At 69.4% G+C, this 22,419-nt stretch carries 19 protein-coding genes, 3 pseudogenes and 1 riboswitch; of the genes and pseudogenes, 14 read left to right on the top strand and 8 right to left on the bottom strand.

The features are described from left to right. Window positions 1–4: 4 nt before the first annotated feature. The 3 genes from AC4IHM_RS13365 to AC4IHM_RS13355 are packed head-to-tail and all read right to left on the bottom strand — an operon-like array spanning window position 5 to window position 3,253. Window positions 5–760, bottom strand: coding sequence for a polysaccharide deacetylase family protein (locus AC4IHM_RS13365; RefSeq protein ID WP_490867266.1), 756 nt, complete (start codon window positions 758–760; stop codon window positions 5–7). Between the two features lie 38 nt (window positions 761–798). Further along, entirely contained in the window at window positions 799–2,112 is a 1,314-nt protein-coding gene (locus AC4IHM_RS13360) for a glycosyltransferase family 2 protein (protein WP_490867265.1), read from the bottom strand. A gap of 28 nt (window positions 2,113–2,140) precedes the next feature. Beyond that, window positions 2,141–3,253: a GNAT family N-acetyltransferase gene (locus AC4IHM_RS13355; RefSeq protein WP_490867264.1), complete on the bottom strand. Its 1,113-nt coding sequence runs from the start codon at window positions 3,251–3,253 to the stop codon at window positions 2,141–2,143. A gap of 219 nt (window positions 3,254–3,472) precedes the next feature. On the opposite strand from AC4IHM_RS13355, the gene AC4IHM_RS13350 reads away from it, so the two are divergent. After that, window positions 3,473–4,282: an HAD family hydrolase gene (locus tag AC4IHM_RS13350; RefSeq protein WP_490867263.1), complete on the top strand. Its 810-nt coding sequence runs from the start codon at window positions 3,473–3,475 to the stop codon at window positions 4,280–4,282. Between the two features lie 41 nt (window positions 4,283–4,323). Here the strand turns inward: AC4IHM_RS13350 and AC4IHM_RS13345 are convergent, their stop codons facing one another. Further along, complete coding sequence (locus AC4IHM_RS13345) at window positions 4,324–4,818, bottom strand: transglycosylase SLT domain-containing protein (protein WP_490867262.1); 495 nt, start codon at window positions 4,816–4,818, stop codon at window positions 4,324–4,326. A gap of 4 nt (window positions 4,819–4,822) precedes the next feature. Beyond that, window positions 4,823–4,988: riboswitch (cyclic di-AMP (ydaO/yuaA leader) on the bottom strand. A 660-nt stretch (window positions 4,989–5,648) separates the two neighbouring features. On the opposite strand from AC4IHM_RS13345, the gene AC4IHM_RS13340 reads away from it, so the two are divergent. The 4 genes and pseudogenes from AC4IHM_RS13340 to AC4IHM_RS13325 all read left to right on the top strand — a co-directional run bounded on the left by AC4IHM_RS13340 (window position 5,649) and on the right by AC4IHM_RS13325 (window position 10,038). Continuing rightward, window positions 5,649–6,659, top strand: a complete 1,011-nt coding sequence (locus AC4IHM_RS13340) for a polyprenyl synthetase family protein (RefSeq protein ID WP_490867261.1) — start codon at window positions 5,649–5,651, stop codon at window positions 6,657–6,659. A gap of 246 nt (window positions 6,660–6,905) precedes the next feature. Next, window positions 6,906–8,136, top strand: a pseudogene (locus AC4IHM_RS13335) (LolA family protein). Window positions 8,137–8,171: 35 nt separating this feature from the next. Next, window positions 8,172–9,167, top strand: coding sequence for an ABC transporter ATP-binding protein (locus AC4IHM_RS13330; protein WP_490867260.1), 996 nt, complete (start codon window positions 8,172–8,174; stop codon window positions 9,165–9,167). After that, window positions 9,154–10,038: an ABC transporter permease gene (locus AC4IHM_RS13325; RefSeq protein WP_490867259.1), complete on the top strand. Its 885-nt coding sequence runs from the start codon at window positions 9,154–9,156 to the stop codon at window positions 10,036–10,038. Before AC4IHM_RS13330 ends, AC4IHM_RS13325 begins: the two co-directional genes overlap by 14 nt. A gap of 57 nt (window positions 10,039–10,095) precedes the next feature. Here the strand turns inward: AC4IHM_RS13325 and AC4IHM_RS13320 are convergent, their stop codons facing one another. Continuing rightward, complete coding sequence (locus AC4IHM_RS13320) at window positions 10,096–10,698, bottom strand: TetR/AcrR family transcriptional regulator (RefSeq protein ID WP_490867258.1); 603 nt, start codon at window positions 10,696–10,698, stop codon at window positions 10,096–10,098. Window positions 10,699–10,759: 61 nt separating this feature from the next. Here AC4IHM_RS13320 and AC4IHM_RS13315 point away from each other — a divergent pair, with 61 nt between their 5' ends. After that, on the top strand, window positions 10,760–11,692 hold the full coding sequence (locus AC4IHM_RS13315) for an NADP-dependent oxidoreductase (RefSeq protein ID WP_490867257.1): 933 nt from the start codon (window positions 10,760–10,762) through the stop codon (window positions 11,690–11,692). 1,361 nt (window positions 11,693–13,053) lie between these two features. Next, window positions 13,054–13,683, top strand: coding sequence for a hypothetical protein (locus AC4IHM_RS13310; RefSeq protein WP_490867256.1), 630 nt, complete (start codon window positions 13,054–13,056; stop codon window positions 13,681–13,683). A gap of 26 nt (window positions 13,684–13,709) precedes the next feature. Here the strand turns inward: AC4IHM_RS13310 and AC4IHM_RS13305 are convergent. Beyond that, window positions 13,710–14,676: pseudogene (locus AC4IHM_RS13305) on the bottom strand (M28 family metallopeptidase). Window positions 14,677–14,823: 147 nt separating this feature from the next. On the opposite strand from AC4IHM_RS13305, the pseudogene AC4IHM_RS13300 reads away from it, so the two are divergent. The 6 genes and pseudogenes from AC4IHM_RS13300 to AC4IHM_RS13275 all read left to right on the top strand — a co-directional run. Beyond that, a pseudogene (locus AC4IHM_RS13300) lies at window positions 14,824–14,988 on the top strand (transcriptional regulator); the annotation flags it as partial. 693 nt (window positions 14,989–15,681) lie between these two features. Beyond that, the gene (locus AC4IHM_RS13295; protein ID WP_423421194.1) at window positions 15,682–15,924 is read left to right on the top strand and encodes a hypothetical protein; all 243 of its coding nucleotides are present in this window, start codon (window positions 15,682–15,684) and stop codon (window positions 15,922–15,924) included. A gap of 4 nt (window positions 15,925–15,928) precedes the next feature. After that, window positions 15,929–16,444, top strand: coding sequence for a DUF6879 family protein (locus AC4IHM_RS13290; RefSeq protein ID WP_490867255.1), 516 nt, complete (start codon window positions 15,929–15,931; stop codon window positions 16,442–16,444). 6 nt (window positions 16,445–16,450) lie between these two features. Next, complete coding sequence (locus AC4IHM_RS13285; RefSeq protein ID WP_490867254.1) at window positions 16,451–17,299, top strand: helix-turn-helix domain-containing protein; 849 nt, start codon at window positions 16,451–16,453, stop codon at window positions 17,297–17,299. Window positions 17,300–17,389: 90 nt separating this feature from the next. Further along, window positions 17,390–17,617: a hypothetical protein gene (locus AC4IHM_RS13280; protein ID WP_490867253.1), complete on the top strand. Its 228-nt coding sequence runs from the start codon at window positions 17,390–17,392 to the stop codon at window positions 17,615–17,617. After that, window positions 17,614–17,889: a DUF7848 domain-containing protein gene (locus AC4IHM_RS13275; RefSeq protein WP_490867252.1), complete on the top strand. Its 276-nt coding sequence runs from the start codon at window positions 17,614–17,616 to the stop codon at window positions 17,887–17,889. The genes AC4IHM_RS13280 and AC4IHM_RS13275 overlap by 4 nt, the downstream gene beginning before the upstream one ends. A gap of 1,575 nt (window positions 17,890–19,464) precedes the next feature. Here the strand turns inward: AC4IHM_RS13275 and AC4IHM_RS13270 are convergent. Then, window positions 19,465–19,773: a bifunctional diaminohydroxyphosphoribosylaminopyrimidine deaminase/5-amino-6-(5-phosphoribosylamino)uracil reductase RibD gene (locus AC4IHM_RS13270; RefSeq protein ID WP_490870824.1), complete on the bottom strand. Its 309-nt coding sequence runs from the start codon at window positions 19,771–19,773 to the stop codon at window positions 19,465–19,467. 28 nt (window positions 19,774–19,801) lie between these two features. Beyond that, window positions 19,802–21,307, bottom strand: a complete 1,506-nt coding sequence (locus tag AC4IHM_RS13265) for an NsdA family TPR-like regulatory protein (RefSeq protein WP_490867251.1) — start codon at window positions 21,305–21,307, stop codon at window positions 19,802–19,804. Between the two features lie 902 nt (window positions 21,308–22,209). Between AC4IHM_RS13265 and AC4IHM_RS13260 the strand changes: the two genes are divergently transcribed. Beyond that, complete coding sequence (locus tag AC4IHM_RS13260; RefSeq protein WP_490867250.1) at window positions 22,210–22,389, top strand: hypothetical protein; 180 nt, start codon at window positions 22,210–22,212, stop codon at window positions 22,387–22,389. Window positions 22,390–22,419 lie beyond the last annotated feature (30 nt).

Below are 22,419 nucleotides of genomic sequence, written 5' to 3'. Positions count from 1 at the left end.
GGCCTCACCCCGCGAACTCGGGCCCCCGGACCAGGGCCCGGCCCCGCCGGTACCACCGCCACGCCACCGTCCTGGGACCGTCGCGGTAGGGGGCGGTCCGGGCGCCCCCGCCCGCCAGCCACGCCTCGACGTCGGCGACCGTGTGGCTCCGCCGCACGATGAGCCGGGCGATGCGGTACCGCTCGTCGCGGTCCGAGCTGAGCGCGTGCCGCACGGCGGTCGCCGTCTCGTACCCGGCGCGGGCCGACAGCGCCCGCACCTTCGCGCTGTTGTAGCCGTGCGGGTAGGCGAGATGACGCACGGGATGCCCGAGGGCGTCCTCAAGGACCGCCTTGGACATGCGCAGTTCCCGCGCCAGGTCCTTGGCGGACAGGGTGTCGAGCTGGGCGTGGGTGACGGTGTGGCTGCCGATCTCCACGCCGCAACGCTCCAGCCCGGCCGCCGCGTCGAGGGTCATCATCGGGGCGGGCGGCAGCAGACTGCGGCCGCCCGGGGCGATGGCGCCGGTGGTGAGATAGGCGGTGGCGGGCAGCGCGCGCCCGGCCAGCGCCTCGGCCGTGGGTCCGGGCAGGTCGGCGAAGCCGTCGTCGAAGGTGAGCAGCACCGGCCGGGGCGGCAGCGGTGCCCGTCCGGCCAGGTGGTCGGCGAGCACGCTGATCGTGACCGGTGTACGGCCGCTGTCGGCGATCGCGTCCAGATGGGCGGCGAAGGCCTTGGGGGCGACGGTGAACTCGGCGATCCACGCGGGCGGATCGTCCATCACCGCGTGATAGAGGAGGACGGGTATGGGCGCCGGGCTCATCGTGGATCGAGCCCGACCGTGCGCAGGGCGCGGCGGGCGCGCAGATAGCCGACGGGGCCGTACAGCATGCCCCGGCGCTGCAACCGGGACAGGCGCCGCGGCCAGGGATGGGTCCGCTCGTCGTGGGCGCCCGGCGCGCCGCCGCCGCCGCTCTCCCGTGCGGCGGTCAGGGCCCGTGCGTGGGCCAGCCCGCCGGGCAGCCGGGCGAGGAAGGCCGGCAGCAGCGCGGGCCGGTTCACCAGGATCGCGGTGAGGTACGCGGTGAGGCCCGCGCCGTAGCCGTACGCCTGGGTCTCCAGGTCCCGCCAGGTCTCCCGGTGGTGGTGCCAGACCAGCGCCGAGGGGGTGTAGCGCAGCCGGTGTCCCTCGGCCAGGACGCGGACGAAGCCGTAGAGGTCGTCGCCGCCCCGCGCGCGCGTGCCCGCGCCGGTCGCCGGGTCGAAGCCGCCGACCGCCCGCAGCACCGCCGTACGGAAGGCCATGTTGGCGCCGGAGCCGAACCGGCCCGCGGTGAACGGGAAGAGCGGCTCGTCGGCGGGCGGGTGCTCCGGGTCGTACGTCCGTGGCGTGAACCCCTTCGCGAAGCCGCCGTGGCTCTCGAGGAGGACTTGGGCGGGGGTGCGCAGCCGCGCGGGCAGGATCAGCCCCGTGGCACAGCCCAGGCGCGGGTCGGCGGCGAAGGGCGCGGTCAGCTCGGTGAGCCAGCGCGGGTCGGCGACCACGTCGTCGTCGGTGAAGGCGGCCACCTCGCCCCGCACGAGCGCGAGGCCCCGGTTGTGCGCGGCGGCCAGTCCCGGCACCGGTTCGCACACGTACCGCACCCGCTCGCCGTACTTCCGCTCGACCAGCTGCCGGGTCTCGCCGGTCACGGGCGCGTTGTCGACGACGACGATCTCGAAGTCCGGGTGGTCCTGCGCGAGCAGCGAGTCCAGCGCACGGGCGAGGCGGCCCGCGCGCTCCCGGGTGGCGACCACGACACCGGCCGACGGCGGCGCGGGCGGCACCGACCCGGGCGGCGCCCCGCGGGCCGTCTCCCGGGCGAGTCCGGCCAGGACCCGAGCGGGGTCCGCCCCCTCGGGCACCTGCCCTAGCACGCTCCCGACGGGCCGGCCCTCCCGTCTGACCAGGAGGAAGACCGCGCCGCAGGTCACGGGCCCACTGCCCGGCCCCGGCCTCAGTACCGCGCCCTCCGGCCCCTCGCCCCCACCCGTGCCGTCGAGATCCAGCTCGGCGACCTGCACCGGCCCGATGCTCAGGAACGCCGCCGTCTCCCGCCGTGTCCGCTGCCGCGCACGCCCCGCACCCGCCATGCGCCCACCCCCTCGTGGTTGCCCTCCGTCATGACCGGCGCAGCCGGGCCGCGCCCCGCAGCGTCCGTACCGCCAGCGACGCCAGCCGGGGCCGCTCGCGCACGAAGGCGTGCGCGCGGCGGGCCGGTTCGCGGCCGAGCCAGTGCAGCGCGGCGCCCGCCCCCGGACGGGTCGCCGCGCCCTCGTACACGGGCAGTTCACCGGTCTTCAGGGAGTCCTTGTACTCCGCCGGGCCCCGCCCCATGTCCAGCATGCCGATGCCCTCGGCGGCCGCTGCCTCGGCCATGCGCAGATGCAGGACCAGACCCGGCGAGTACTTGGCGAAGTCCGGGTCGTACGCCGGGAACCAGCAGGCCAGCACGGTCGCCGAGCGCAGCCCGAAGTGGGCGGCCACCGGCCGGCCGGCGGCGTAGAGCACGGACAGCGTGCCCGCGCACTGCGGCGCCCGGGTCTCGGCGAGCCGCCCGACCAGCCGGGTGATCCACTCCTGTGCGAACCGGTCCCGGCGTCCCGTCCTGCGGTACTGCGCCGACTTCCACGCCATGAGCGTGCGCAGCGCGGCCGGATCGCGCTCGTCGAACACGAAGCGGACCTCCCCGGCCCGGCGGCCGAGCCTGCGCTCCTTGGCGAGGGTGGTCTTCAGGAACTTGGGGGACTGGGCGCGCAGTACGCTCTCGTACGCCTCGTACCCGTTGGCCACGTCGATGACGTAGGTGGCGTGCTCCTCGGCGGCGTGCGGCGCGAACAGGCTCTGCTCGGCCTCCAGGTTGTCGAAGGCGAAGCTCGACAGGGAGCAGGCCCGCAGCAGTTCGCGGGTGTCGGGGGCGAGGCCGGGGCACAGCACGGCGCCCTGGCAGTCCGACACCCCGAGCCCGATCGCCCGGCCGCGGCCCAGTAGTCCGTGCTCGTGCGGCAGGAAGCCGGCCGCCTCGCCGCCCTCGTACACCACCGCCACCCGTGCCCGCGGCCGTACCCGGCCCACGGCGTCGGTGAACTCCGGTTCCATGAACGGGTTGCGCGGCGCCGTCGACTTGGCGCGCAGCTCGCGCCAGTGCTCCCGCTCCCCCTCGCCCAGCTCCTGCGGCCTGAGCACACGCACACGTCCGCTGTTCAACCCGACCCCCCGATCAAGTCCCCCCATGGACAACAGGAAGGTACCTCCGGGGGCCGCCCGGCCGGTAGGTGGCGGAGCGTGTTGTCGCCAACCGGTGCACAGGCCCTCAACCGGGTTTAGCCGATGATGTGCCAGGTTTCGGACATGTTCGTACGTCCTTGAGCGCACTCGAACCAACTCGCCGCGTCCTCGCTCGGAAGCGGTCGCGGGTGAGTCGGACAGGTGCGGTGTCCGTATTCTCTGATCATGGACCGCACCGCATATTCACTCGTCGCCACCGATCTCGACGGCACGCTGCTCCGCGGCGACGACACCGTCTCCGACCGGTCGCTGGCCGCGCTGGCGCGGGCGGCCGGGGCCGGTGCGCGGCATCTGGTGGTGACGGGGCGGCCGGCGCCGCGGGTGCGTCCCCTGCTCGACGCCCTCGGCTGCACGGGGCTCGCGGTGTGCGGACAGGGCGCGCAGGTGTACGACGCCGGCGCGCACCGGATGCTGTGGTCGGTCACCCTGGACCGGGAACTGGCCGAGACCGCGCTCGGCAAGATCGAGGCCGAGGTGGGCCAGGTGCACGCCGCGGTCGACCAGGACGGCGTCGACGGCCTGACGCTCATCGAGCCGGAGTACCTGATGCCCCACCCGACGCTGCCCGCGGTGCGGGTCGAGCGGCGCGAGGAGTTGTGGCGCACGCCGATCAGCAAGGTGCTGCTGCGCCACCCCGACCTGACCGACGACGAGTTGGCGGTGACCGCGCGCGCGGTGGTCGGCTCCCTTGCGACGGTCACGATGTCGGGTCCCGGGACGGTGGAACTCCAGCCCTGCGGCATCACCAAGGCGACCGGCCTGGCGCTGGCCGCCGAGCACCTCGGGCTGAGCCGGCGGCGCACCATCGCCTTCGGGGACATGCCCAACGACATCCCCATGTTCGACTGGGCGGCGCACGGCGTCGCCATGGCCGGCGCCCACCCCGAACTCAAGGCGGTGGCCGACGAGGTCACCACGACGAACGAGGACGACGGCGTGGCCGTCGTCCTCGATCGGATCTTCGGTACTTCCTAGGCAGGCCGCGGTCTCACGTGCGGCCGGTGCGCGGGTACGGCTCAGTACGCGCTGAAGACGTTGTCCATCGAGCCGTAGCGGTCGGCCGCGTAGTTGCAGGCCGCGGTGATGTTGGCGACCGGGTCGTAGGGGTCCCAGGAGGTGCCCTCCACGTGGTACGCCTGGAAGGTCGGGTCGATCACCTGGAGCAGGCCCTTGGACGGGGTGCCGTTGACGGCGTTGATGTCCCAGTTGTTGATGGCGAGCGGGTTGCCGGACGACTCCCGCATGATGTTGCGGTGAATGCCCTCGTACGACCCGGGGATGCCGTGCTGGGCCATGATGTCGAGCGACTCGCGGATCCAGCCGTCGAGGGTGTTCGGGTACGTCGTCGCCACCGTGGCCGCGGCGGGGGTGGCGGCGGCCGGGGTGGCCGCGGACGCGCCGGTGGCGCCGATGAGCGGCAGGGCGAGCACCGCGGCACCGGTGCCGGCCACGGCGAGCCTGCGGGCGATGCGAGCGGTCCGGGCGGGACGGTTGTGACCGTTGGCAGACATGCGGAATCCCTCTCCTTACGCCTGCGAGGTGAGCTGTCGGGTTCGGGCGGGGAGGTGCCCGGCCGGGCCCTGACGGGCACGGCTTCACCCCGAGCCGCTCCGGTGGTGACCGGCGCGGCGACTTACCTGGGTCCCCCGCTCCTGCCTGCGAGTTTGTTGGATGGATGACAGTGCGTTCGGGCGGTGGCAGGATTCGGCGTCCGCCCGACAGGCCGGGAACGTATGCGAGAGCACATGTCCGGAACAAGTGCGGGAATCACCCGACACCCATGTTGACCTTGGTTTGGACTGTTTGGGGCACTTGATCCTTTGCGGGTGCCAAGGCTCAACTCGCTTGCGGGGCAAAGGCGGGGCACAGGTTGCGGCGGGGTTGCCCGCGGGCGGAACGGAGTGAGCCAACTCACGGGGCCCAACAAGCATGGCAAATCGGGCATTAGGTCTAAGTGTGAGCCAACCGCCCCCGGCCCGGGAATGCTTCGCCCGGCATCCCGTTCCGTTGTGCGGGCATGCGTTCGGAAGCGGGAGGGTGGGTGCGGACGCCGATGGGTGACGTTCTCGGAGTGCGGGCCGCTGGGGGGAGTGATGGGATCTTCGGTGGTGACGTCCGGCCCGCGCGCGCCCCGGCTCGCGGGCCCTCGAAAATATCGGCCAATATCTGCTCATATCACCTGATCAAAGGCATACCGCTCATGATCCGATACCGACCGGCCTGTAACGGCGGGCGCTAGCGGTGATCGAAACGTGACCGGATACGCTGACTTGAGTGGTGGCAGCGACCTATCGACATACCAGGTAATCGCCAGTGGACACCAGCAGACAGGAGACCCCTCGTGACCGTCGTCGGGCCGTTCGGGCTGAGCGTGCGGGACCAGGCTCTGGAAGCCGATGTCCAGGCCGGATTGGTTGCTGTCGAGGAAGGGTTGCTTGAGGCAACCAAAAGCGAGGTGCCCTTCATCACGGAGGCCGCCCAGCACCTGGTGCGCGCCGGCGGCAAACGGTTCCGTCCGCTGCTGGTGATGCTCGCGTCCCAGTTCGGCGACCCCTACGCCCCCGGGGTCGTGCCCGCGGCCGTGGTCGTGGAGCTGACCCACCTCGCCACGCTGTACCACGACGACGTGATGGACGAGGCCGCCGTGCGGCGCGGAGTGGCCAGCGCGAACACCCGCTGGGACAACTCGGTCGCGGTCCTCACCGGCGACTTCCTGTTCGCCCGCGCCTCGCAGATCCTCGCCGACCTCGGGCCCGAGGCGGTCCGCGTGCAGGCCCTCGCGTTCGAGCGGCTGGTCACCGGCCAGATCCTGGAGACGGCGGGACCCCAGGACGGGCGGGACCCGGTCGACCACTACCTGGACGTGCTGGGCGGCAAGACGGGCTCGCTGGTGGCGGTCGCCTGCCGGTTCGGCGCGATGATGTCCGGCGCCGACGAGACGGTCGTGAGCGTGCTGACCCAGTACGGCGAGCGGCTCGGCGTCGCCTTCCAGCTCGCGGACGACGTACTGGACATCGCCTCCGACTCCCACGAGTCGGGCAAGACACCCGGCACCGACCTGCGCGAGGGCATCCCCACCCTGCCGGTGCTGCGGCTGCGCGAGCGGGCGGACCGGCTGGGGCTCGCCGAGGACATCGCCCTGTGCGAGCTGCTCGACTCCGACCTGAGCGACGACGCGCGGCTCGCACAGGCGCTGCGCCTGCTGCGCGCCCACCCCGCGCTGGAGCAGGCGCGGCGGGACACCGTCCGGTACGCCAGGGACGCTCGGGCGGCGCTGGCCCCGCTCAAGGAGTGCGAGTCGAAGAACGCCCTGGTGGAACTGTGCGACGCCGTGGTGCACCGGGCCGGCTGAGCGCGCCCCGGTGCCGGACGGCGTACCCGACCCCTACGGGCCGGGGGAGCCGCCGCCGCTCTGTGTCATCCCGCAGGAGTACGCGGAGTTGAGCCCGGGGTCTGACGCTTCCGCACGGCCGATTTGGTCAGATGGACACCAGGGGAAAACACCAGTCCTCACCGATTCGGGTGAGAATGGCGGCTCACGGGTGGACGAGTGCGAAGTCGCGAGACAGCCGCCGCCGACGACGGAGGTAAGGCACACATGGCACCGATCGATTCCGACGACAACACGACCGCCGTGCGGGACGAGGACCCGCGGACCGGACGGAGCAGGGCCGCGCGGTACGTCGTCCCGGTCGCGGTGATGGGAGTGGCGGCCGCGACGATCGGGCTCGTCCCCGCGCTCGCCGACTCCGGCGATCCCGACCTGCCGAAGGTCACTGCGGAGCAACTCATCCAGAAGATCGCCGAGTCGGACGTCCAGCAGCTGTCCGGCACGGTCCGCATCAGCACGGACCTGGGCCTGCCGAACCTCGGCGGCCTGGAGAGCGGCCTGCTCTCCGGGATGTCCGGCGGACCGGGCTCGGGCGGGGACGAGGACGGCTCCGCCGCCGACCCGTCGGCCAGGCTCACCGAGCTGGTGTCCGGCACCCACACCCTGCGCGTCGCGGCCGACGGCCCCGACCGGCAGAAGCTCTCGCTGCTGGAGAACGCCGCCGAGTACAGCCTGATCCACAACGGCAAGGACGTTCTGGGGCTACGACAGCGGGTCCAACGAGGTCTACCACTCCACCGTCTCCGACAGCGCCGAGCGGCCGGGGAAGGACCTGCCGGCCACCCCGAAGGACCTCGCCGCCCAGGCGCTCGAAGCGGTCGACGACACCACGTCCGTGACCGTGGACGGCACCGCGCAGGTCGCCGGCCGGGACGCGTACAAGCTGGTCGTCAAGCCCAGGCAGGCCGGATCCACGGTCGGCTCGATCACCGTGGCCGTGGACGCCGAGACCGGCACGCCGCTGAAGTTCACGCTGACCCCGGCCGGCGGCGGCGCCGCCGTCGTGGACGCGGGCTTCACCCGCGTCAGCTTCGCCAGGCCGGACGCGTCGACCTTCGACTTCACCCCGCCCAAGGGCGCGAAGGTCACCGAGGACGCCGGGGCGGCCAAGGCCCCGGAGCACGGGCGCGAGGCCGAGGCCGAGGGCGACCTCGCCGGGGAGTTGGACGGACTCAAGGTCGTCGGCGAGGGCTGGAACTCGATCGCCACCTTCGACACCGGCGCCGAGGGCGGCCCGCCCACCTCGTCCGCGGGCGGCGACCTCGGTGACCTCGGCGGCTTCCTCGGCTCCTTCGGCGACCAGGTCAAGGGCGACTTCGGCTCGGGCACGGTCTTCAAGACCCGCCTGGTCAACGCCCTGATCACGGACGACGGCAAGGTCTACGCCGGCGCGGTCACCAAGGACGCCCTGGTGAAGGCGGCCGACGCCGCGAAGTAGGCGCGCGGGACGCGGAGCACGAAGAGAGGGAGCCGATGGCCGAGCCGTCCGTCACGGAGCCGGAGCGCACGGACCGGGAGCGCCCGGGTGGCGATGACGGCGACGCCGTCATCGCCACCCGGGCGCTCACCAAGCGCTACCGCGGCGGACAGCTCGCCGTCGACGGTCTGGACCTGACCGTCCCGGCGGGCAGCGTCTTCGGCTTCCTCGGCCCCAACGGCTCCGGCAAGACCACCACCATCCGCATGCTGATGGGCCTGATCGAACCGACCTCGGGCACCGCCTGCGTCCTCGGCCGGCCCATGCCGCGCGCGGCCCGCACCGTACTGCCCCGGGTCGGCGCCCTCATCGAGGGCCCGGCCCTGTACGGCTTCCTCTCCGGCCGCGACAACCTGCTGCGCCAGGACGCCGCCGACCCGACCGCCGACCCGCGCACCCGGCGCGAGCGCGTCGCGGCGGCGCTGGACCGGGTCGGCCTCGCGGCGGCGGCCGGCAAGAAGGCGAAGGCGTACTCGCTCGGCATGAAGCAGCGGCTCGGCCTCGCCGCCGCGCTGCTCAGGCCGCGCCGCCTGCTGGTCCTGGACGAGCCGACCAACGGACTCGACCCCCAGGGCATGCGAGAGATCCGCGCCCTGGTACGCGAACTCGCCTCCGACGGCACCACCGTCTTCCTCTCCTCCCACCTGCTGGACGAGATCGAGCAGGTGTGCACGCACGTCGCCGTGATGGCGCGGGGCCGGCTGCTCACCCAGGGCGCGGTCGCCGACCTGGCGGCCGGGGCGCGCGGCCGGCTGGTGGTGACCACGCCGGACACGGGGGAGGCCGCCCGGGTGCTGAAGGAGCAGGGGGCCGGGGACGTGGTCGTCGCCGGGGACCGGGTGGGCGCGGAGCCACCGGAGCGCGACCTCGCCGAGGTGAACGCCGCACTGGTCGCGGCCGGCGTCCGGGTCCGCGGCTTCGCTCTGGAACGGGCCTCGCTGGAGGACGCGTTCGTGGCGCTGACGGGGGAGGGGTTCGATGTCGCGGGCTGAGGCGGAGGCACCGGGGGCCGCGGCGCGGGCGCCGAGTCCGCTGTGGTCCCTCGGGCTCCTGCGCAACGAACTGCTGACCACCTTCCGGCGCTGGCGCACCCTCGCCCTGCTGGGCGTGCTGGCCGCCGTGCCGGTCCTGGTGGGCGTCGCCGTGAAGATCGAGACGGGTGACGGCTCGTCGCTCGGGGACGGGGGCGGAGGACCGGCGTTCATCTCGCAGGTCAGCAACAACGGTCTGTTCCTGGTCTTCACCGCGCTCGCCGCGACCCTCCCCTTCTTCCTGCCGATGGCCGTCGGGGTCGTCGCGGGCGACGCCGTCGCGGGCGAGTCGAGTGCGGGCACGCTCCGCTACCTCCTGGTCGCGCCGGCCGGCCGTACCCGGCTGCTGCTCACCAAGTACGTGACGGTCATCGCGTTCTGCCTCGCCGCCACCCTGGTGGTCGCGGTCTCGGCGCTCGCGGTCGGGGCGCTGCTGTTCCCGCTCGGCGACCTGACCACCATCTCCGGCACCCGGATCAGCTACGCCGAGGGCCTGGGGCGGGCGCTGCTGATGGCCCTGGTCGTCGCCGCCTCACTGGTCGGCGTCGCCGCCCTCGGCCTGTTCGTCTCGACCCTGACGGGCAGCGGCGTCGCGGCGATGGCGACGACGGTCGGGCTGCTGATCACCATCCAGATCCTCGACCAGATCCCGCAGCTGCACGCGCTCCAGCCGTACTTCTTCTCGCACTACTGGCTGTCCTTCGCCGACGTGATGCGCGAGCCGGTCTACTGGGACGACCTGACGAAGAACCTCGGCCTCCAGGCCCTCTACGCGGCGGTCTTCGGCTCGGCGGCCTGGGCGCGGTTCACGACCAAGGACATCACGGCGTAGGGCGTCACGGCGTGCGGTGCCATGGCGTGGCCCGAGCCCGGCCTTCCGTCCGGCCTGTCAGGAACGAGTGGGAAGCCGGACCGCGGGTGGCAGGGGAGCCGCGTCGGCGGTCGCGTGGAACGACTGGATGATCAGCCCGGCGAGTCGGCGAGTGGCCGCTGCCTGTGCCGCAGGAGAGCCTGCCCGGACCCCGTGGGCCGCCTGCATGGCGAGAACGATGTCCTCCAGGACGATCTCCGCGCGCAGTGCGCCGCTGTCTTTGGCGCGTCGGATCAGCTCAAGCATTCCGCGCACTGTCCGTTCGTGCTCGGCCGCGAACTCCGGTTCACGGGAGAGCCGCACCAGGATGGGCTGGACCCGTGGATCACCGCCGTACGCGGTCACGAGCCTCTCGACCGCCCGGGACAGTCCCTGCCACGGGTCCCTCGCCGCGAGACCGTCCCTGACGGCCGTCGAGCACACGGCTATGTCCTCGGCGAAGGCCGCGAGGAGCAGCGCCTGCCTGGTCGGGAAGCGCCGGTAGACGGTGGCGGTGCTCACCCGGGCACGGCGGGCGACCTCGCGCACCGGTACGGCAGGCCCCTCGGCCACGAAGGACAGCCGGGCCGCCGCCAGGATGCGCCTGCGGTTGTCGTCGGCGTCCGCGCGCAAGTGAAGCACTTCGACCACCTCTTCTCTCACTTTCGTCGTACGGGCAGAGCGCTTGCCTAGGTTCGAAGCCATGAGAGCAGTCCAGTACGCCGAGTACGGCCCGCCCAGCGTCCTTTCGATCGTCGACGTACCGCCACCCCACGCGGGCCGGGGACAGATCCGCATTGCCGTGCGGGCGTCCAGCGTGTCACCCGGAGAGGTCAGACAGCGGTCAGGGGCGATGCGGGAGGTGCTGCCGGCAGTCTTGCCGGTCCGCACCGGCTACGAGGCCGCGGGGGTGGTGGACGAGGTCGGTGAGGGCGTCAGTGACGTCGGCATCGGGGACGAGGTGTTCGGCGCGACGAGCAGCGAACGCGGCGCCAACGCCGACTACGCGGTCCTGGCCGTGTGGACGCCCAGACCAGCCACCTGGACGTGGGAGGAGGCAGCAGGCGCGACGGGCGCCGTCGAGACGTCGTTTCGCGTCCTCGACCGGCTCGCGGTGACCCGCGAGGACACGGTGCTGGTGCAGGGGGCAGCCGGCGGAACCGGGACTGTCGCCGTCCAGATCGCGGTCGAGCGCGGCGCCACGGTGATAGGCACCGCGAGCGAGCACAACCACGACTTCCTGCGCTCCCTCGGCGCGAAACCGACCACCTACGGGCCGGGACTGGTGGAGCGGGTCCGTGGCCTCGCGCCGTCCGGTGTGAACGCGGTGTTCGACTGCGCGGGCGGCGCGCTGCCCGACCTGGTGGCCATCGCCGGCGACCCGGCACGCGTGGTGACCGTTGCCGACCTCGATGCCGCCGCCCACGGTGTGCACCTGTCGATCGCCTCGGCGGGCACGACACTGGGCTCCGGCGACCCGCCCGCGATGTACGGTCTGCCGATCGCCGTCGAGCTGGCCGCACAGGGGCGGTTGCGGATACCTCTCGCGGGGACGTTCCCCCTTGCCGAGATCGTGGCCGCCCACACGCTCAGCGAGACGGGGCATGCCCGCGGCAAGATCTCGCTGCTGCACTGAACCCGGGGCCCGCCTTCAACAGCGGGGTGAGCATCCGCCGCCGATGCGGCGCCGCCGTGCGCGGGTGGGGGAGGGGGAGGGGGCGGGCGGCTCCGGCACGGCCACCGGTCCGCGGATCCAGATCTCCGGTCCCTGTCGCATGCCTGTTCGCCTGCCCGCTCCCCTGCCGTGTCACGCACCCCCGCGCGTCCACTCCGCGCGGGATCTCCTGGAACGAGCCTGTGACACCCCGGTGACGTGAGAATCGCGAGCGAGCGGAGAGACTCGAAGGTAGGTGCACGACAGGCACGACAGGCTCTGGACGGTACGGGGATGCGGACCACCGACGGAAGCCGCCGATGAGTGGGGGAACGATGTCTCGACTCGGCCGCGACAAGCAGCGGGACCACGAGCACGCCGGGCGCTCGCCCGATCCCGCGGCGACGCCGGTCGACGTCCGCGTGCCGGGCGACGACTCCGGCGCGCGCAGCGCTTCGGTCGACGGTTCGCTGGTCGTCGCCGCCCCCGGCGAGGAGGTCCAGAACGCCGTCCTCAACCGCCTGCACCGCCTCGCCCTCGCCGCCGGCCGTCCTGTCCTCGCCACGATCCACGACGAGCGCATCGGCTACTCCGTCCCGCTCCGGGTCGACCCGGACGGCTCCAGCCACCTCGCCGCGGACCCGGTACCGACGGCTCCCGACCGGGAGGCGGTACGACGGGACCGGGCCACGCACGTCCTGCGCCCGGTGGAGCCACCGAGGGACAGCGCCCCCGCGCCACGCCGGGCGGACGACTCGGCACCGACCTTCACGCTGCGCGCCCTGCCGGAACCGACCGCGAGCCCCGGCACGGTGACGCCACCGACGGGAGCATTCGGCCCACCCCCTCGGATGGACGGCCCCTCCGGGCCTGACCCGCAGCTGGCGCTGGACGCCGAGGGGGGTCGGGGGGGAGTGCCGGGGTTTGGGGGCCCTGGGGCTGTGCGGGGTCCTGTGGCGGGCGCTGGGTCTGTGCCGGGTCCTGCGTGCGACCCGACGCGTGGCCCTGTCCCGGTTTCCGACTCGGCTCCGGGCTCGGGCCGGGCTCCGGGCTCGGGTCCGGACTCGGCCCTGACCTCGGCTCCGGGCCCGGGGCGGGTTCCGGGACCTCAGCCGACAGTCGGCTCAAGCCCGACCCACGGCTCTGCCCCGGCCTATGGCCCGCGTCCGGCCTACGGCCCTGCCCCGGCCTACGGTCCAAGCTCGGCCCACGGCCCCGCCCCGGCTCACGCCCCCGAGCCTGCCGTCTGGCCCGAGGCTGCTGTCCGGCCCGAGCCTTTCACCGGACCTGAGCCTTTCAGCGGACCCGAGCCCTTCACCGGACCCGAGCAGGCGGCCAGGCCCATGCCCGGAACCCGCCCCGAGCCCGGCACCGGCGTCGCACCCAAGCGCTCCACCACCCCCAAGTCGAGTCTGGTCGTCGAGGCCGAGGCCAAGCCCACCCCCGCCCGCGGCTTCGACGCCGTGGCCGAGGCGGTGCTCGGGGACGCGCCGATCACCGCACCGGGTGACGCCACCGCTCCCGCGCTCCTCGCGGCACCGACGGCGAGGATCAACGAGGCCGTCAAGGAGGGACGTACGCAGGCGGCGGCACAGTTGGCGGAGCAGACCGTGGCGGAGGCCTCGCGCACGCTGGGGCCGGAGCACCCGGAGGTACTCCGGCTCCGCGAACTCACCGCGTACATCGCCTACTTGTCGGGCGACCCGGACCGCGCCCTCCACCTCTCCCTGGACCTGGCGCGGATCCACCGCCGAGCGGGCGACGGCGAGGCCGCGTACGGCAACGTCCAGAGCGCAGCCACCGCCTGGCGGGCCGTACGCGATCCCGCACGGGGCCTGGAGCTGGGGCGCGACCTGGTCGGCCTGTGGGACGAACTCGCCGCCGAGGACGGGCCGGCCGCCGAGGACGCCGAGCAACTGGAGTCCGCCCGCACCCGCATGGGCCGCCTCGCCGAACGCGTCCGGACCGGCTGACGGCAGGCCGGCTCACCGGCGGCGGCCTACTGCGACAGCTCCCACAGCGCGTACGCGATGGCGTCGCTGTTGCGGTCCAGGGCGGTGTCGTCGATGTTGGCGGTCGTGTCGCAGGACGAGTGGTAGCAGGGGTCGAACGGCTGGCCCACGGTGCCGCCCCACTTGGCCGCCTGCGCGGAACGTTTTGCGGTAGTCCGCGCCGCTGAAGAGACCGCCGACGGGGATGCCCGCGTTCTTGAAGGGCGCGTGGTCGGAGCGGCCGTCGCCCTCGGTCTCGATCTCGGTGGAGATGCCGAGTCCGGCGAAGTAGTCCTTGAACGTCTTCTCGATCGTCGGGTCGTCGTCGTAGACGAAGTACCCGGGGTTGGGCGAGCCGATCATGTCGAAGTTCAGATAGCCGCTGATCTCCGCCCGGTCGGCGGCGGCGAGGTTGTTGACGTAGTGGCGGGAGCCGAGCAGCCCCAGCTCCTCCGCTCCCCACCAGGCGAACCGCAGGTGCTTGGTGGGCTGGTAGCCGGAGTGGGCCACGGCGAGTGCGGTCTCCAGGACGGCTGCTGAGCCGGAGCCGTTGTCGTTGATGCCGGGACCGGAGGTGACACTGTCCAGATGTGACCCGGCCATGACAACCTGATTCGTGTCGCCGCCGGGCCAGTCGGCGATGAGGTTGTAGCCGGTGCTGCCGGAGGCGGTGAACTGCTGGACCGTGGTGGTGAACCCGGCCGCGTCCAGTTCGGCCTTCACGTAGTCGATCGACGCCTGGTAGCCGGGGCGGCCGTGGGCACGGTTGCCGCCGTTCGCCGTGGCGATCGACTGCAAGCGTGTCAGGCGTGCCTTGACGTTGGCTATCGATATGTCGGGCGCGGCGAGGACCGCGGGTCCGGCGACGGGACGCTCGGCGGCGGACGCCGCGCCGGCCACGGATCCACCGGCCGCCAGGGTGACGACAGCGACGGCACCGGCCGCCAGCGCACGCCCGGAAAGGGGGAGCTTCATGTGGGGGGCTCCGAATTCCTAGGGAGTCCCGGGGTAGGGGACTCCACAGTGATGGGGGTGCCTGGATGGTGTGGCCGTGACTGACCTTCCGTCAAGACGGCTATTCGGCCACGGCGTTGCGTATATCGAAGTCTCCTGGCGACACGCGCAGCCCTGGCGAAGGCGCTGCAACCCGCCGGGCATGTCGCCGTACGCATGGGCAGGACGGATCTGGCGCTGACGGGCCTGGAGCGCGCGACAGGCGCTCTCGAACAGTCCTCCGACGCGCTGCTCGTGCCCGTGATCGTCAACTCGACGGCGTGGAGAAGTCAGGCGCCCGTGGTGGCCGCTGTGCCGCTCACCAGCGTGAGGCGAACGCCCAACGCGAGACACCGGGGACGAGTGCCTACGGCTGAGCGTGGCCGAACGTCCGGCGTCGCTACCTCTACGCGCACCCGTGGTGCGTCTTGTGCACGAAGCCCGCGACGGTCGCCGACCATTTCCCCGAAGCACGTCGCGCGCTGCTCGCTCGGGGCGTCGCCGATCTGGATGCGTGGCATCGGCTTCGTCCGCTGTGCACGTCGTGTCACTCGCGGGAGACCGCGAAGCATCAGCCGGGCGGCTTCGCTGCCGAACGTCGCTCGCAGCTCGAAGCCGAGCGTCCGCCGTTCTGACCAGGGGGTGGCCCCCTGCCCCTCCCGAGGTTGCACGGCAGGGAGGCAAAAAGATCGCGCCGCAGCTACCGCCCTTTGCGCGGGGGCGCCCCTCGGGAGTAGCGGCGCGTCGTCCTGGCGGTCGGGCTCTTGGCCGTGGCCTACGCGGCAAGCCTCACCGCGCGCATGAGCCGGCGACCGACACCCACACCCCGTACAGCCCCTGTACTGCCTGCCCTCACGAGGACGGGTGGTACGGGGGCTTTTCGCGTGTCAGTAGCAACTACTGTTCTGGCAGGCGCACTTGACGGCCTTCCCCCACTGGGCAACGATCGAGCAATCATCTGCAATCAGATCGACACAGGGGGTAGTCATGCGCTTGCGTTTCCTTGGGATCATTCCGAACACCGGCAAGGACGACTCGCCCACCATTTGGCTGGACGAAGACTCTGGGGATCTACTGATCCAGTCGTACACCGCAACGGAAGAAGAGGTGAAGGCGTGCCAGGAAATCGGTTCGATTCCCGGGCACGGCACTGACGTGCCGAGCCATGAGAGCGTCATCCGCCTTCCCAAAGTCATGATTCAGTACATCCCGCGCCCGGATGGAGAATAGCCGCGTGAAGCCCCCAGCCCGTGAGCCACTGGCAAAGGCCACAACCTCCGCCATTCACCTTGAAGTTCGTGACCACTACGCAAGTAGCGACCCGGACTACTTGGAATGGCGCAACGGGAATAGGGAGTTCACGCGCGAAAACCGGGACACTTGGTGGGAGGGCTGGCACGAAGCCGTTCAGTCGGCCGTCAGTCGCGGAGTGAAAGTACGGAGGGCGCGCGTTGTCTCCGAGCCGTTGAGCGAATACGTACAGTGGGAGTACGCCTACACGCTGACCAACTGCCTGGCTGGGGAAGAAGTGCGGTGGCTACCTCGGCGAGAGACCAAGAATCTTGCCGTGCCCGCCGTGGACTTCTGGGTGTTTGACAGTAGTCTCGTCCTCTTTCATCATTTCAGCGGTGACGGTGTTCTGATGGAACGCGAGTACACCGAAGATCCCGATTTGGCGAACTGGTGCACAGCGTCCTTTGAGTCTGTCTGGGAACGCGCGATCCCGCACGAAGGATACTCGCCGGTCTAATTCGCCATGTCTCAATCGGAATCCTCTAGCGTTCAGCAAGCCCGCCAGATTCTTGCGGGCAGGCTTCGCGAACTAGCGCAAGACGCTGGGCTGGAAGGGAAAGGGCTGGCCGCTTTGTGCGGCTGGCATCCTTCCAAAGTATCTCGGATCGCAACCGGGAAAACTCGACCGAGCGAAGATGACATCCGCCTTTGGTGTGCCGCTTGTGGAGCGGAGGACCAGATACCGGACTTGCTTGCTTCTCTACGTGACGTAGAGGGCATGTGGCGTACCTGGCGCCGACTAGAGCGGGCCGGGCTTCGGCGCTCTCAAACTGAGCGACTTCCGCTGTATGAGCGAACCCAAAGGTTCCGTTCGTACAGCTCGTGGGCATTTCCTGGACTTCTGCAAACTTATCAATATACCGAAGATGTGCTGCGGATGATTCAGAAGCAACGGGTCACATTGGACGACGTTGCGGACGCGGTAGCCGCGAGAATGGAGCGGCAGCGGGTTATCCGCGAGGGGCGGCGGGCTTTCTCTTTTCTGGTCGAAGAGTCCGTTCTGCGAAACTCGTTGAGTTCCGTGGAGGCGCACGATGAACAGCTCGCACACATCATAACAGTAATCGGGTTGGCGAACGTGAGCATCGGAGTAATTCCGATGCAAGGGCAGCGTATGCAACTGCCCGTTGAGAATTTCTGGATTTACGATTCCATGCAAGTGAATGTTGAACTGGTCTCAGGATATCTAACCCTTACGCAACCCAGTGAGATTGAAGCGTATTCGGAGACATTTTCGCGAATGGCTGATATGGCCGTTTATGGAGCCAAGGCGAAAGCGCTGATCAATGGGGCCCGAGAAGCCATCCAGTAAGTGGCGTGCAATCGCATAGAATCGGCTTGGCCGCCTGCTGTTGAGTTACCTAGCGTAGTACGGAATCGCGCTACGTAAGGGGGCTACCCGGTGAGCCAAGATCGTGCTGAACCGCCCGAGTTGGGCACGCTGCTGGTGGACGCGAACGGCAAGCTCGGCGTGTTCATGGGAAGGGGCGGCCCCCGCTCCATGCTCCGCCCCGTGCGTGGCGGGTGTGAGTGGGAGGCCGAGCCCGCGACCGTGCGCGAGCCGACCCCGGCGGAACGGGAGACCGCCGAGCAGCAGCGCGCCGAACAAGAGACGGTGCGTGCCGCATGAGCACCCGCAGTCTGTTCCGCTTCGTCTCCTGGACCGTCAAGCCCGACCGCGAGCCCGACGCCGCCCCCGTCACGCACCTGTACCGGTGCACCAGCGAGGACGAAGACGGAATCGTTTGCGGAGCCGAGTCCGAGCGCACCGAAGACGGGGCGTCCGCCGAAGACTGGGCGCTTCGCCACGCCGCCGAGAACCCCGACCACCGGTCGTACGCCTACGCGCCCGAGCTGCGCTACGTCGCCGCCACCCCGGAACTGTTCGGTGATGCTCAATGACCGCCGTAAGCGCTCCGGTCCGTGTCTGCGGGGCCGAGACCCCGATCCCGCCCCGCGTGGCCGCACTCGCCCTGTCCGTCGTCGTCTGGCCCGGCAAGGAGGTGGAGGAGGTAGTTTCCTGTGCCCTCGAAGACCACCCCGGCGACCACCCCGGCGACGAAGAACACTGGGCTCTCGTACGCGAGTTGGATGGGCCACACAGCGGGGCCGTCTGGGTCGTCTGGACGGACCGCATCCCGCCGTACCGTGTCCGGCAGATCCCCGACTGTCGGGTGATCAGCCCGGAGGGGCAGGCGTGCCCGCTGTGCGAGGGACACCAGGGCCGTTGCCCGTTCGAGAGCGCCAACCCGCCCGCGACCCCTGGCACCACCCATTGACTCCGGTCCGGGTAGCGGCTGCCCTGACGCGTCGCCACCCGGACCGGCTACACCCCGGAAGGGAAGGGGAGTCCCTTGGAACCGTCCGACAGAGCCCGACTCAACACCTACTGGTCGCGCGTCGCTGCCGACTTCGCCCCCGAGCCGGCTGCCCGCCCGTCCTCGCTGCTCATCACGCACCTGTTGCCCGAGCGGCCCGCATTCGTCCGCGCCGTGGGGGCCGTCTCCAATCTGCGCGCGAGTACTCCCCTCCCCTCCCGCTCCAGATCGGCAGGGAGGCAGAAAACCCGCATGGCTCATTGAAGTATTTAACAGCAACACCCGCCCCCGCGTGCAGCGTTCGATAATGGATGATCGGCGCGGTGGGGGGGCATTCCTGTTTTATTCTCAGACCGCAACCGATGGCGGAGCAACGAGGCGTGCGCGCTCGTAGAGACTCCGGGCAGTCTGATTCTTGAGGTAAGCGTTGTCCCGTAAATGATCTACGGCATTCTGGCTGACCTGCCTGCTTCTGTGTCATCCGGTCAGGGTGAGGTTGTGGAGGCGGGCTATGCCGAGGATGGCGTGGTGCACGCCGTCGCCTTTGAGTAGCACGCGAGAGACCCTCACCGCTACACAGAGTCGCCATAACTAAATTCTGCGCCCTACCAAGCGGACATGTGATGCTGTTCGGGTAACCTCGGTCAGTCGATATCCATTCGGAATTGCAATAATTCTGCCAACATCTTCCCCAGGCAACCAAGAGGGTGATGTTCGCGGCAGGTAGGAGATCACCTGGTCAACCATTCCCGCTGAAGCGATCCGGGAAAATTCATCAACTGCACCGGATAGCAAAATAGACCGTGCTCCTGTACCGCCGAGCATGGTCACCATTTCATCGGCATGGCCGCTCAATGCTCTATTTGGGAGATGGAATGCGTCGGTGCCGTGGCCCCCCGGAACTCCTTCTTCGATACCACCTTCATGGCTAATTGCGAGATCGTGCGATTCTCGGAGCGAATCCACTTCCCCAAAGACGACACCGTGTGCAGAATTAAGGTCAGGCTTCCCATCTGTGCCCGCTTCATAGATCCACGTAATGAATGGGCGGCCATCATTCAAGGACGCTCTCCAAGGGCCCAGAACAAGAAATGCCTCATCTGTGAGGAAATCCTGTTCAACTTCTACTCCGGCTCTCCGTAGGAGCGCTGCCCCGCCTTCACCCCGAGAACGTTGGGTCCATTACGGAAATGAGCACTCTCGCTACATTCGCATTGAGCAGGGCTTCGCGGCATGGCGGTGTGCGTCCGTAATGATTGCATGGCTCCAGTGTTACGACAGCCGTTCCGCCCTCTGCCCGTTTCCCGGCGGCGGTAAGTGCATTGACCTCCGCATGTGATTCGCCCTTACGCACGTGATAGCCCTCACCAACCGTCCGCCCCTCGCTGTCGAGAATTACACAGCCAACAGGCGGGTTCGGGCTGGTTGACCCCAGTCCCTGGGCCGAAATCGCGATTGCGCGACGCATGGCCGCCATCTCGCGCACACTCGCCACTTCAGAAATTCCCCTCTTCCCTAATGGCGTCAAAGAGTTGAGACACTGCCTGTGATGTATGGACTTCCCCGAGTGCGTTAACTGCGGACACCGTCTCATGCATCGTACGCAACGAACCGGAACTACGCGCGATGCTCAGTGCGGAGGCGGCTTGCGCTGCCGCCGAGTCGTACTCTCGTATTCCTGCGTACGCAAGCGCCAAGCGCGCTTGTGTGAGGCCTCTGTCACGCTGGTAGGCGTCGGGAAGCTTGTCGAGTGCAGTTTCAAAAATCGGGACGGCCAGATCGGGCCGCCCGAGGGTTAGCCAGCAACTAGCGCGCTGAATCTCAATGTAACTCGCAGTACAGAAGTCTCCGTGCCCGGAACGGGCGTCTCCTTTTGTATCCGGCGAGGCTGCAAAGCCGTGGGCGTCATCCAGACGGGTATGGCAGGAAACCTCGTCTGCATCCAATGCGTAGCCGTGAGCTTCCTGCTGTATGGCAGCAGCTCGCATAGGCGGTGCAAGAGCGGAGCTATTTCGTTGAGCAGCTTGAGCCAGGCTAATAGCCTGTGGCGCGTTTTTCTTCGTGGTGGCTTGCTGACTCTTACGGAAAAGCGTCCACGTCACCATAGCTTGGTCGCCGGACTCGGTTGCCCATTCCATGGCTTGGCTGGTCCATTTTATGGCGTTCGGCATGTCCGCCGAATCTTCATGCAGCCATGCAGCGGACTCGGCATATTGGGCGGCGAGTCTCAGCAACTCGGAGCGCTGCGCACCTCTGGCGTATTCCAGAAGAGATTCGAGGATGGATAGTTGTTGGCGCACTGACGTGAGAGCGTGCCGTGGACCAAATAGATTGTCCGCCCGGACAAGGGAATGCCACATGTCCCGGAGATGCTCTATCGCTGCTTCGATGCGAGTTACGTCGAGCTTCGGTAACGGTGCAGAGGCTGGATGGGATTCGTTACCGAGTTCCGGAAATCGCGCTAGGTCTGTTGCTTGTAGAGCAGCACCAATCGCGCCAGTAATCAGGGTTCGCCGGCTGATGGGCACGATCTGTTTCCTCCCCCCGATCCATACCGAGACCAGAAGCGCGTCGGAATGAGTAGCACCAAGCGTTTCTTCATCGTTCTGCGGTACGAGATATGCCGCTTCCACTGCCTCTCGACTTGGGTCAGGGTAAGTCGACGGTTGGGGCAGGCGGGCTTCTTCCGGGGAACCCTCCCACGGCCGTTGGGGTAACCCAAGCATTTCGCCGGGGATGCCGAAGCCATCAGCGATGCGCTCGATCACTTCCTGTCCGCGAATTCTCCGTACGCCGCGGATTACATCACTCACGCGTGAACTGGTCATCTTGCCGACTGCGGCAGCCATCACTGCGTAGCTGGAGCCCGTACGTCTGTTGACGAGACGGAAGATCTCCTGGAAATCGCGGGTGGCGCAGGCTCCGCGCATGGCATCGCTCTGTAGCAGCGTGTTGGGGATCGTCAGCGAGTAACCGATGCGCCGTGTCTCGCGATCGTCCATAAGCGCCACCACCTTGCCGGGACGGAAGTGATCTCGTCCCAGGGTAGTCCTGGCGCTCCAGAGGGGTTCCCCAAATGGGCTTGCGGGGTTCCCCGTTCGCGGTTCCCGGAGGGGTCCTGTCCGGCTGAAGCTTTCAGACGGCGCGACCCACGTGCCGAACGGTCAGACCCCCGCGACGCGGCGAACGTCCGGGGGCGTGGCCACCAACCGGTAGGAGGTTGACGGCAGTGCCCAAAGCTACAACCAGACTTCTCGGAAGTTCCGAGCGTGCAGAGGCTGACACCGACGCGAGACAGGACGAGTACACGACCTATGCGCCCTCAGGGGAGACGTGCCCTGACTGTGAGCAGCGAATCGAGTCGCTCGAACCCTGCCGCCGGGTTGAACTCCGGCAAGCCCCACTCAGTCCGGCCGTTCGGTACCGGCACTTGGAGTGCCCCCAGTGACCGCCCCCGCGAAACGGTCCCGCGTCCGCGTCAGCCCTTTACCCGCCCCTGAGCTGGTCAGTCTCGTAGATGATCCCGCCGGACCGTATGCGGGTTCGCCCGAGGGCTGGTGGGCGCAGTACGGCGGGGCGCTCGACACACAGTCCGGGGTCGTCTACCTCTCCGGCCCCAACTCCCCTCCCTGCCCGCTCCCATGCCCCCGGCACCAGGGGGCGAGCATCGGGTGAGCGAACCGCCGCTTCTGCTCCTGGATGCAGACCTGAGAACCCCTCGCGCCGACCGAGTAGACCCCGACAGGTGCCCGGTGTGCGCCCGGCTACGCGCAAGCCTGACGGCCGCCATCGCGACGAACAGCACCGTGATGGCTCGCCAAGTCGTGATCGACATGCACACCCACACCTTCTCGGGCCACCCGAACGACCCCCGCAACGCGACCAGAAAGACCAGCCAGTGACCATGACCGATGACCAAGACCTCCTGGCGCCCACTGGCGAACTCACGGGCACGGTCGGGGACGACGTGCTGACCGTTCACAAGCTCAGCGACGGAAAGCCGGTATGCGGCCAGACAGGCAAGGTCACCGAGTGGCAGCGTGCCGCCACGTGCCCTGCCTGTCTGGAGACATACGAGAGCTGATGCCCTGAAGCACTCGCCGGACAAGCCCCG

This window comes from Streptomyces sp. SL06 (assembly GCF_058244745.1).
Note: the sequence above shows the minus strand (reverse complement) of the source record. Positions and strands in the feature narration are given on the sequence as shown.

What these genes read in the sequence shown, in the direction of transcription:
- AC4IHM_RS13355 (WP_490867264.1), bottom strand. Translation starts at nt 3,253, where the DNA reads ATGGGGGGACTTGATCGGGGGGTCGGGTTGAACAGCGGACGTGTGCGT.
- AC4IHM_RS13260 (WP_490867250.1), top strand. Translation starts at nt 22,210, where the DNA reads ATGACCGATGACCAAGACCTCCTGGCGCCCACTGGCGAACTCACGGGC.
- AC4IHM_RS13345 (WP_490867262.1), bottom strand. Translation starts at nt 4,818, where the DNA reads ATGTCTGCCAACGGTCACAACCGTCCCGCCCGGACCGCTCGCATCGCC.
- AC4IHM_RS13325 (WP_490867259.1), top strand. Translation starts at nt 9,154, where the DNA reads ATGTCGCGGGCTGAGGCGGAGGCACCGGGGGCCGCGGCGCGGGCGCCG.
- AC4IHM_RS13270 (WP_490870824.1), bottom strand. Translation starts at nt 19,773, where the DNA reads ATGCGTCGCGCAATCGCGATTTCGGCCCAGGGACTGGGGTCAACCAGC.
- AC4IHM_RS13265 (WP_490867251.1), bottom strand. Translation starts at nt 21,307, where the DNA reads ATGGACGATCGCGAGACACGGCGCATCGGTTACTCGCTGACGATCCCC.
- AC4IHM_RS13365 (WP_490867266.1), bottom strand. Translation starts at nt 760, where the DNA reads ATGGACGATCCGCCCGCGTGGATCGCCGAGTTCACCGTCGCCCCCAAG.
- AC4IHM_RS13310 (WP_490867256.1), top strand. Translation starts at nt 13,054, where the DNA reads ATGCCCGGAACCCGCCCCGAGCCCGGCACCGGCGTCGCACCCAAGCGC.
- AC4IHM_RS13295 (WP_423421194.1), top strand. Translation starts at nt 15,682, where the DNA reads ATGCGCTTGCGTTTCCTTGGGATCATTCCGAACACCGGCAAGGACGAC.
- AC4IHM_RS13360 (WP_490867265.1), bottom strand. Translation starts at nt 2,112, where the DNA reads ATGGCGGGTGCGGGGCGTGCGCGGCAGCGGACACGGCGGGAGACGGCG.
- AC4IHM_RS13275 (WP_490867252.1), top strand. Translation starts at nt 17,614, where the DNA reads ATGAGCACCCGCAGTCTGTTCCGCTTCGTCTCCTGGACCGTCAAGCCC.
- AC4IHM_RS13315 (WP_490867257.1), top strand. Translation starts at nt 10,760, where the DNA reads ATGAGAGCAGTCCAGTACGCCGAGTACGGCCCGCCCAGCGTCCTTTCG.
- AC4IHM_RS13330 (WP_490867260.1), top strand. Translation starts at nt 8,172, where the DNA reads ATGGCCGAGCCGTCCGTCACGGAGCCGGAGCGCACGGACCGGGAGCGC.
- AC4IHM_RS13285 (WP_490867254.1), top strand. Translation starts at nt 16,451, where the DNA reads ATGTCTCAATCGGAATCCTCTAGCGTTCAGCAAGCCCGCCAGATTCTT.
- AC4IHM_RS13350 (WP_490867263.1), top strand. Translation starts at nt 3,473, where the DNA reads ATGGACCGCACCGCATATTCACTCGTCGCCACCGATCTCGACGGCACG.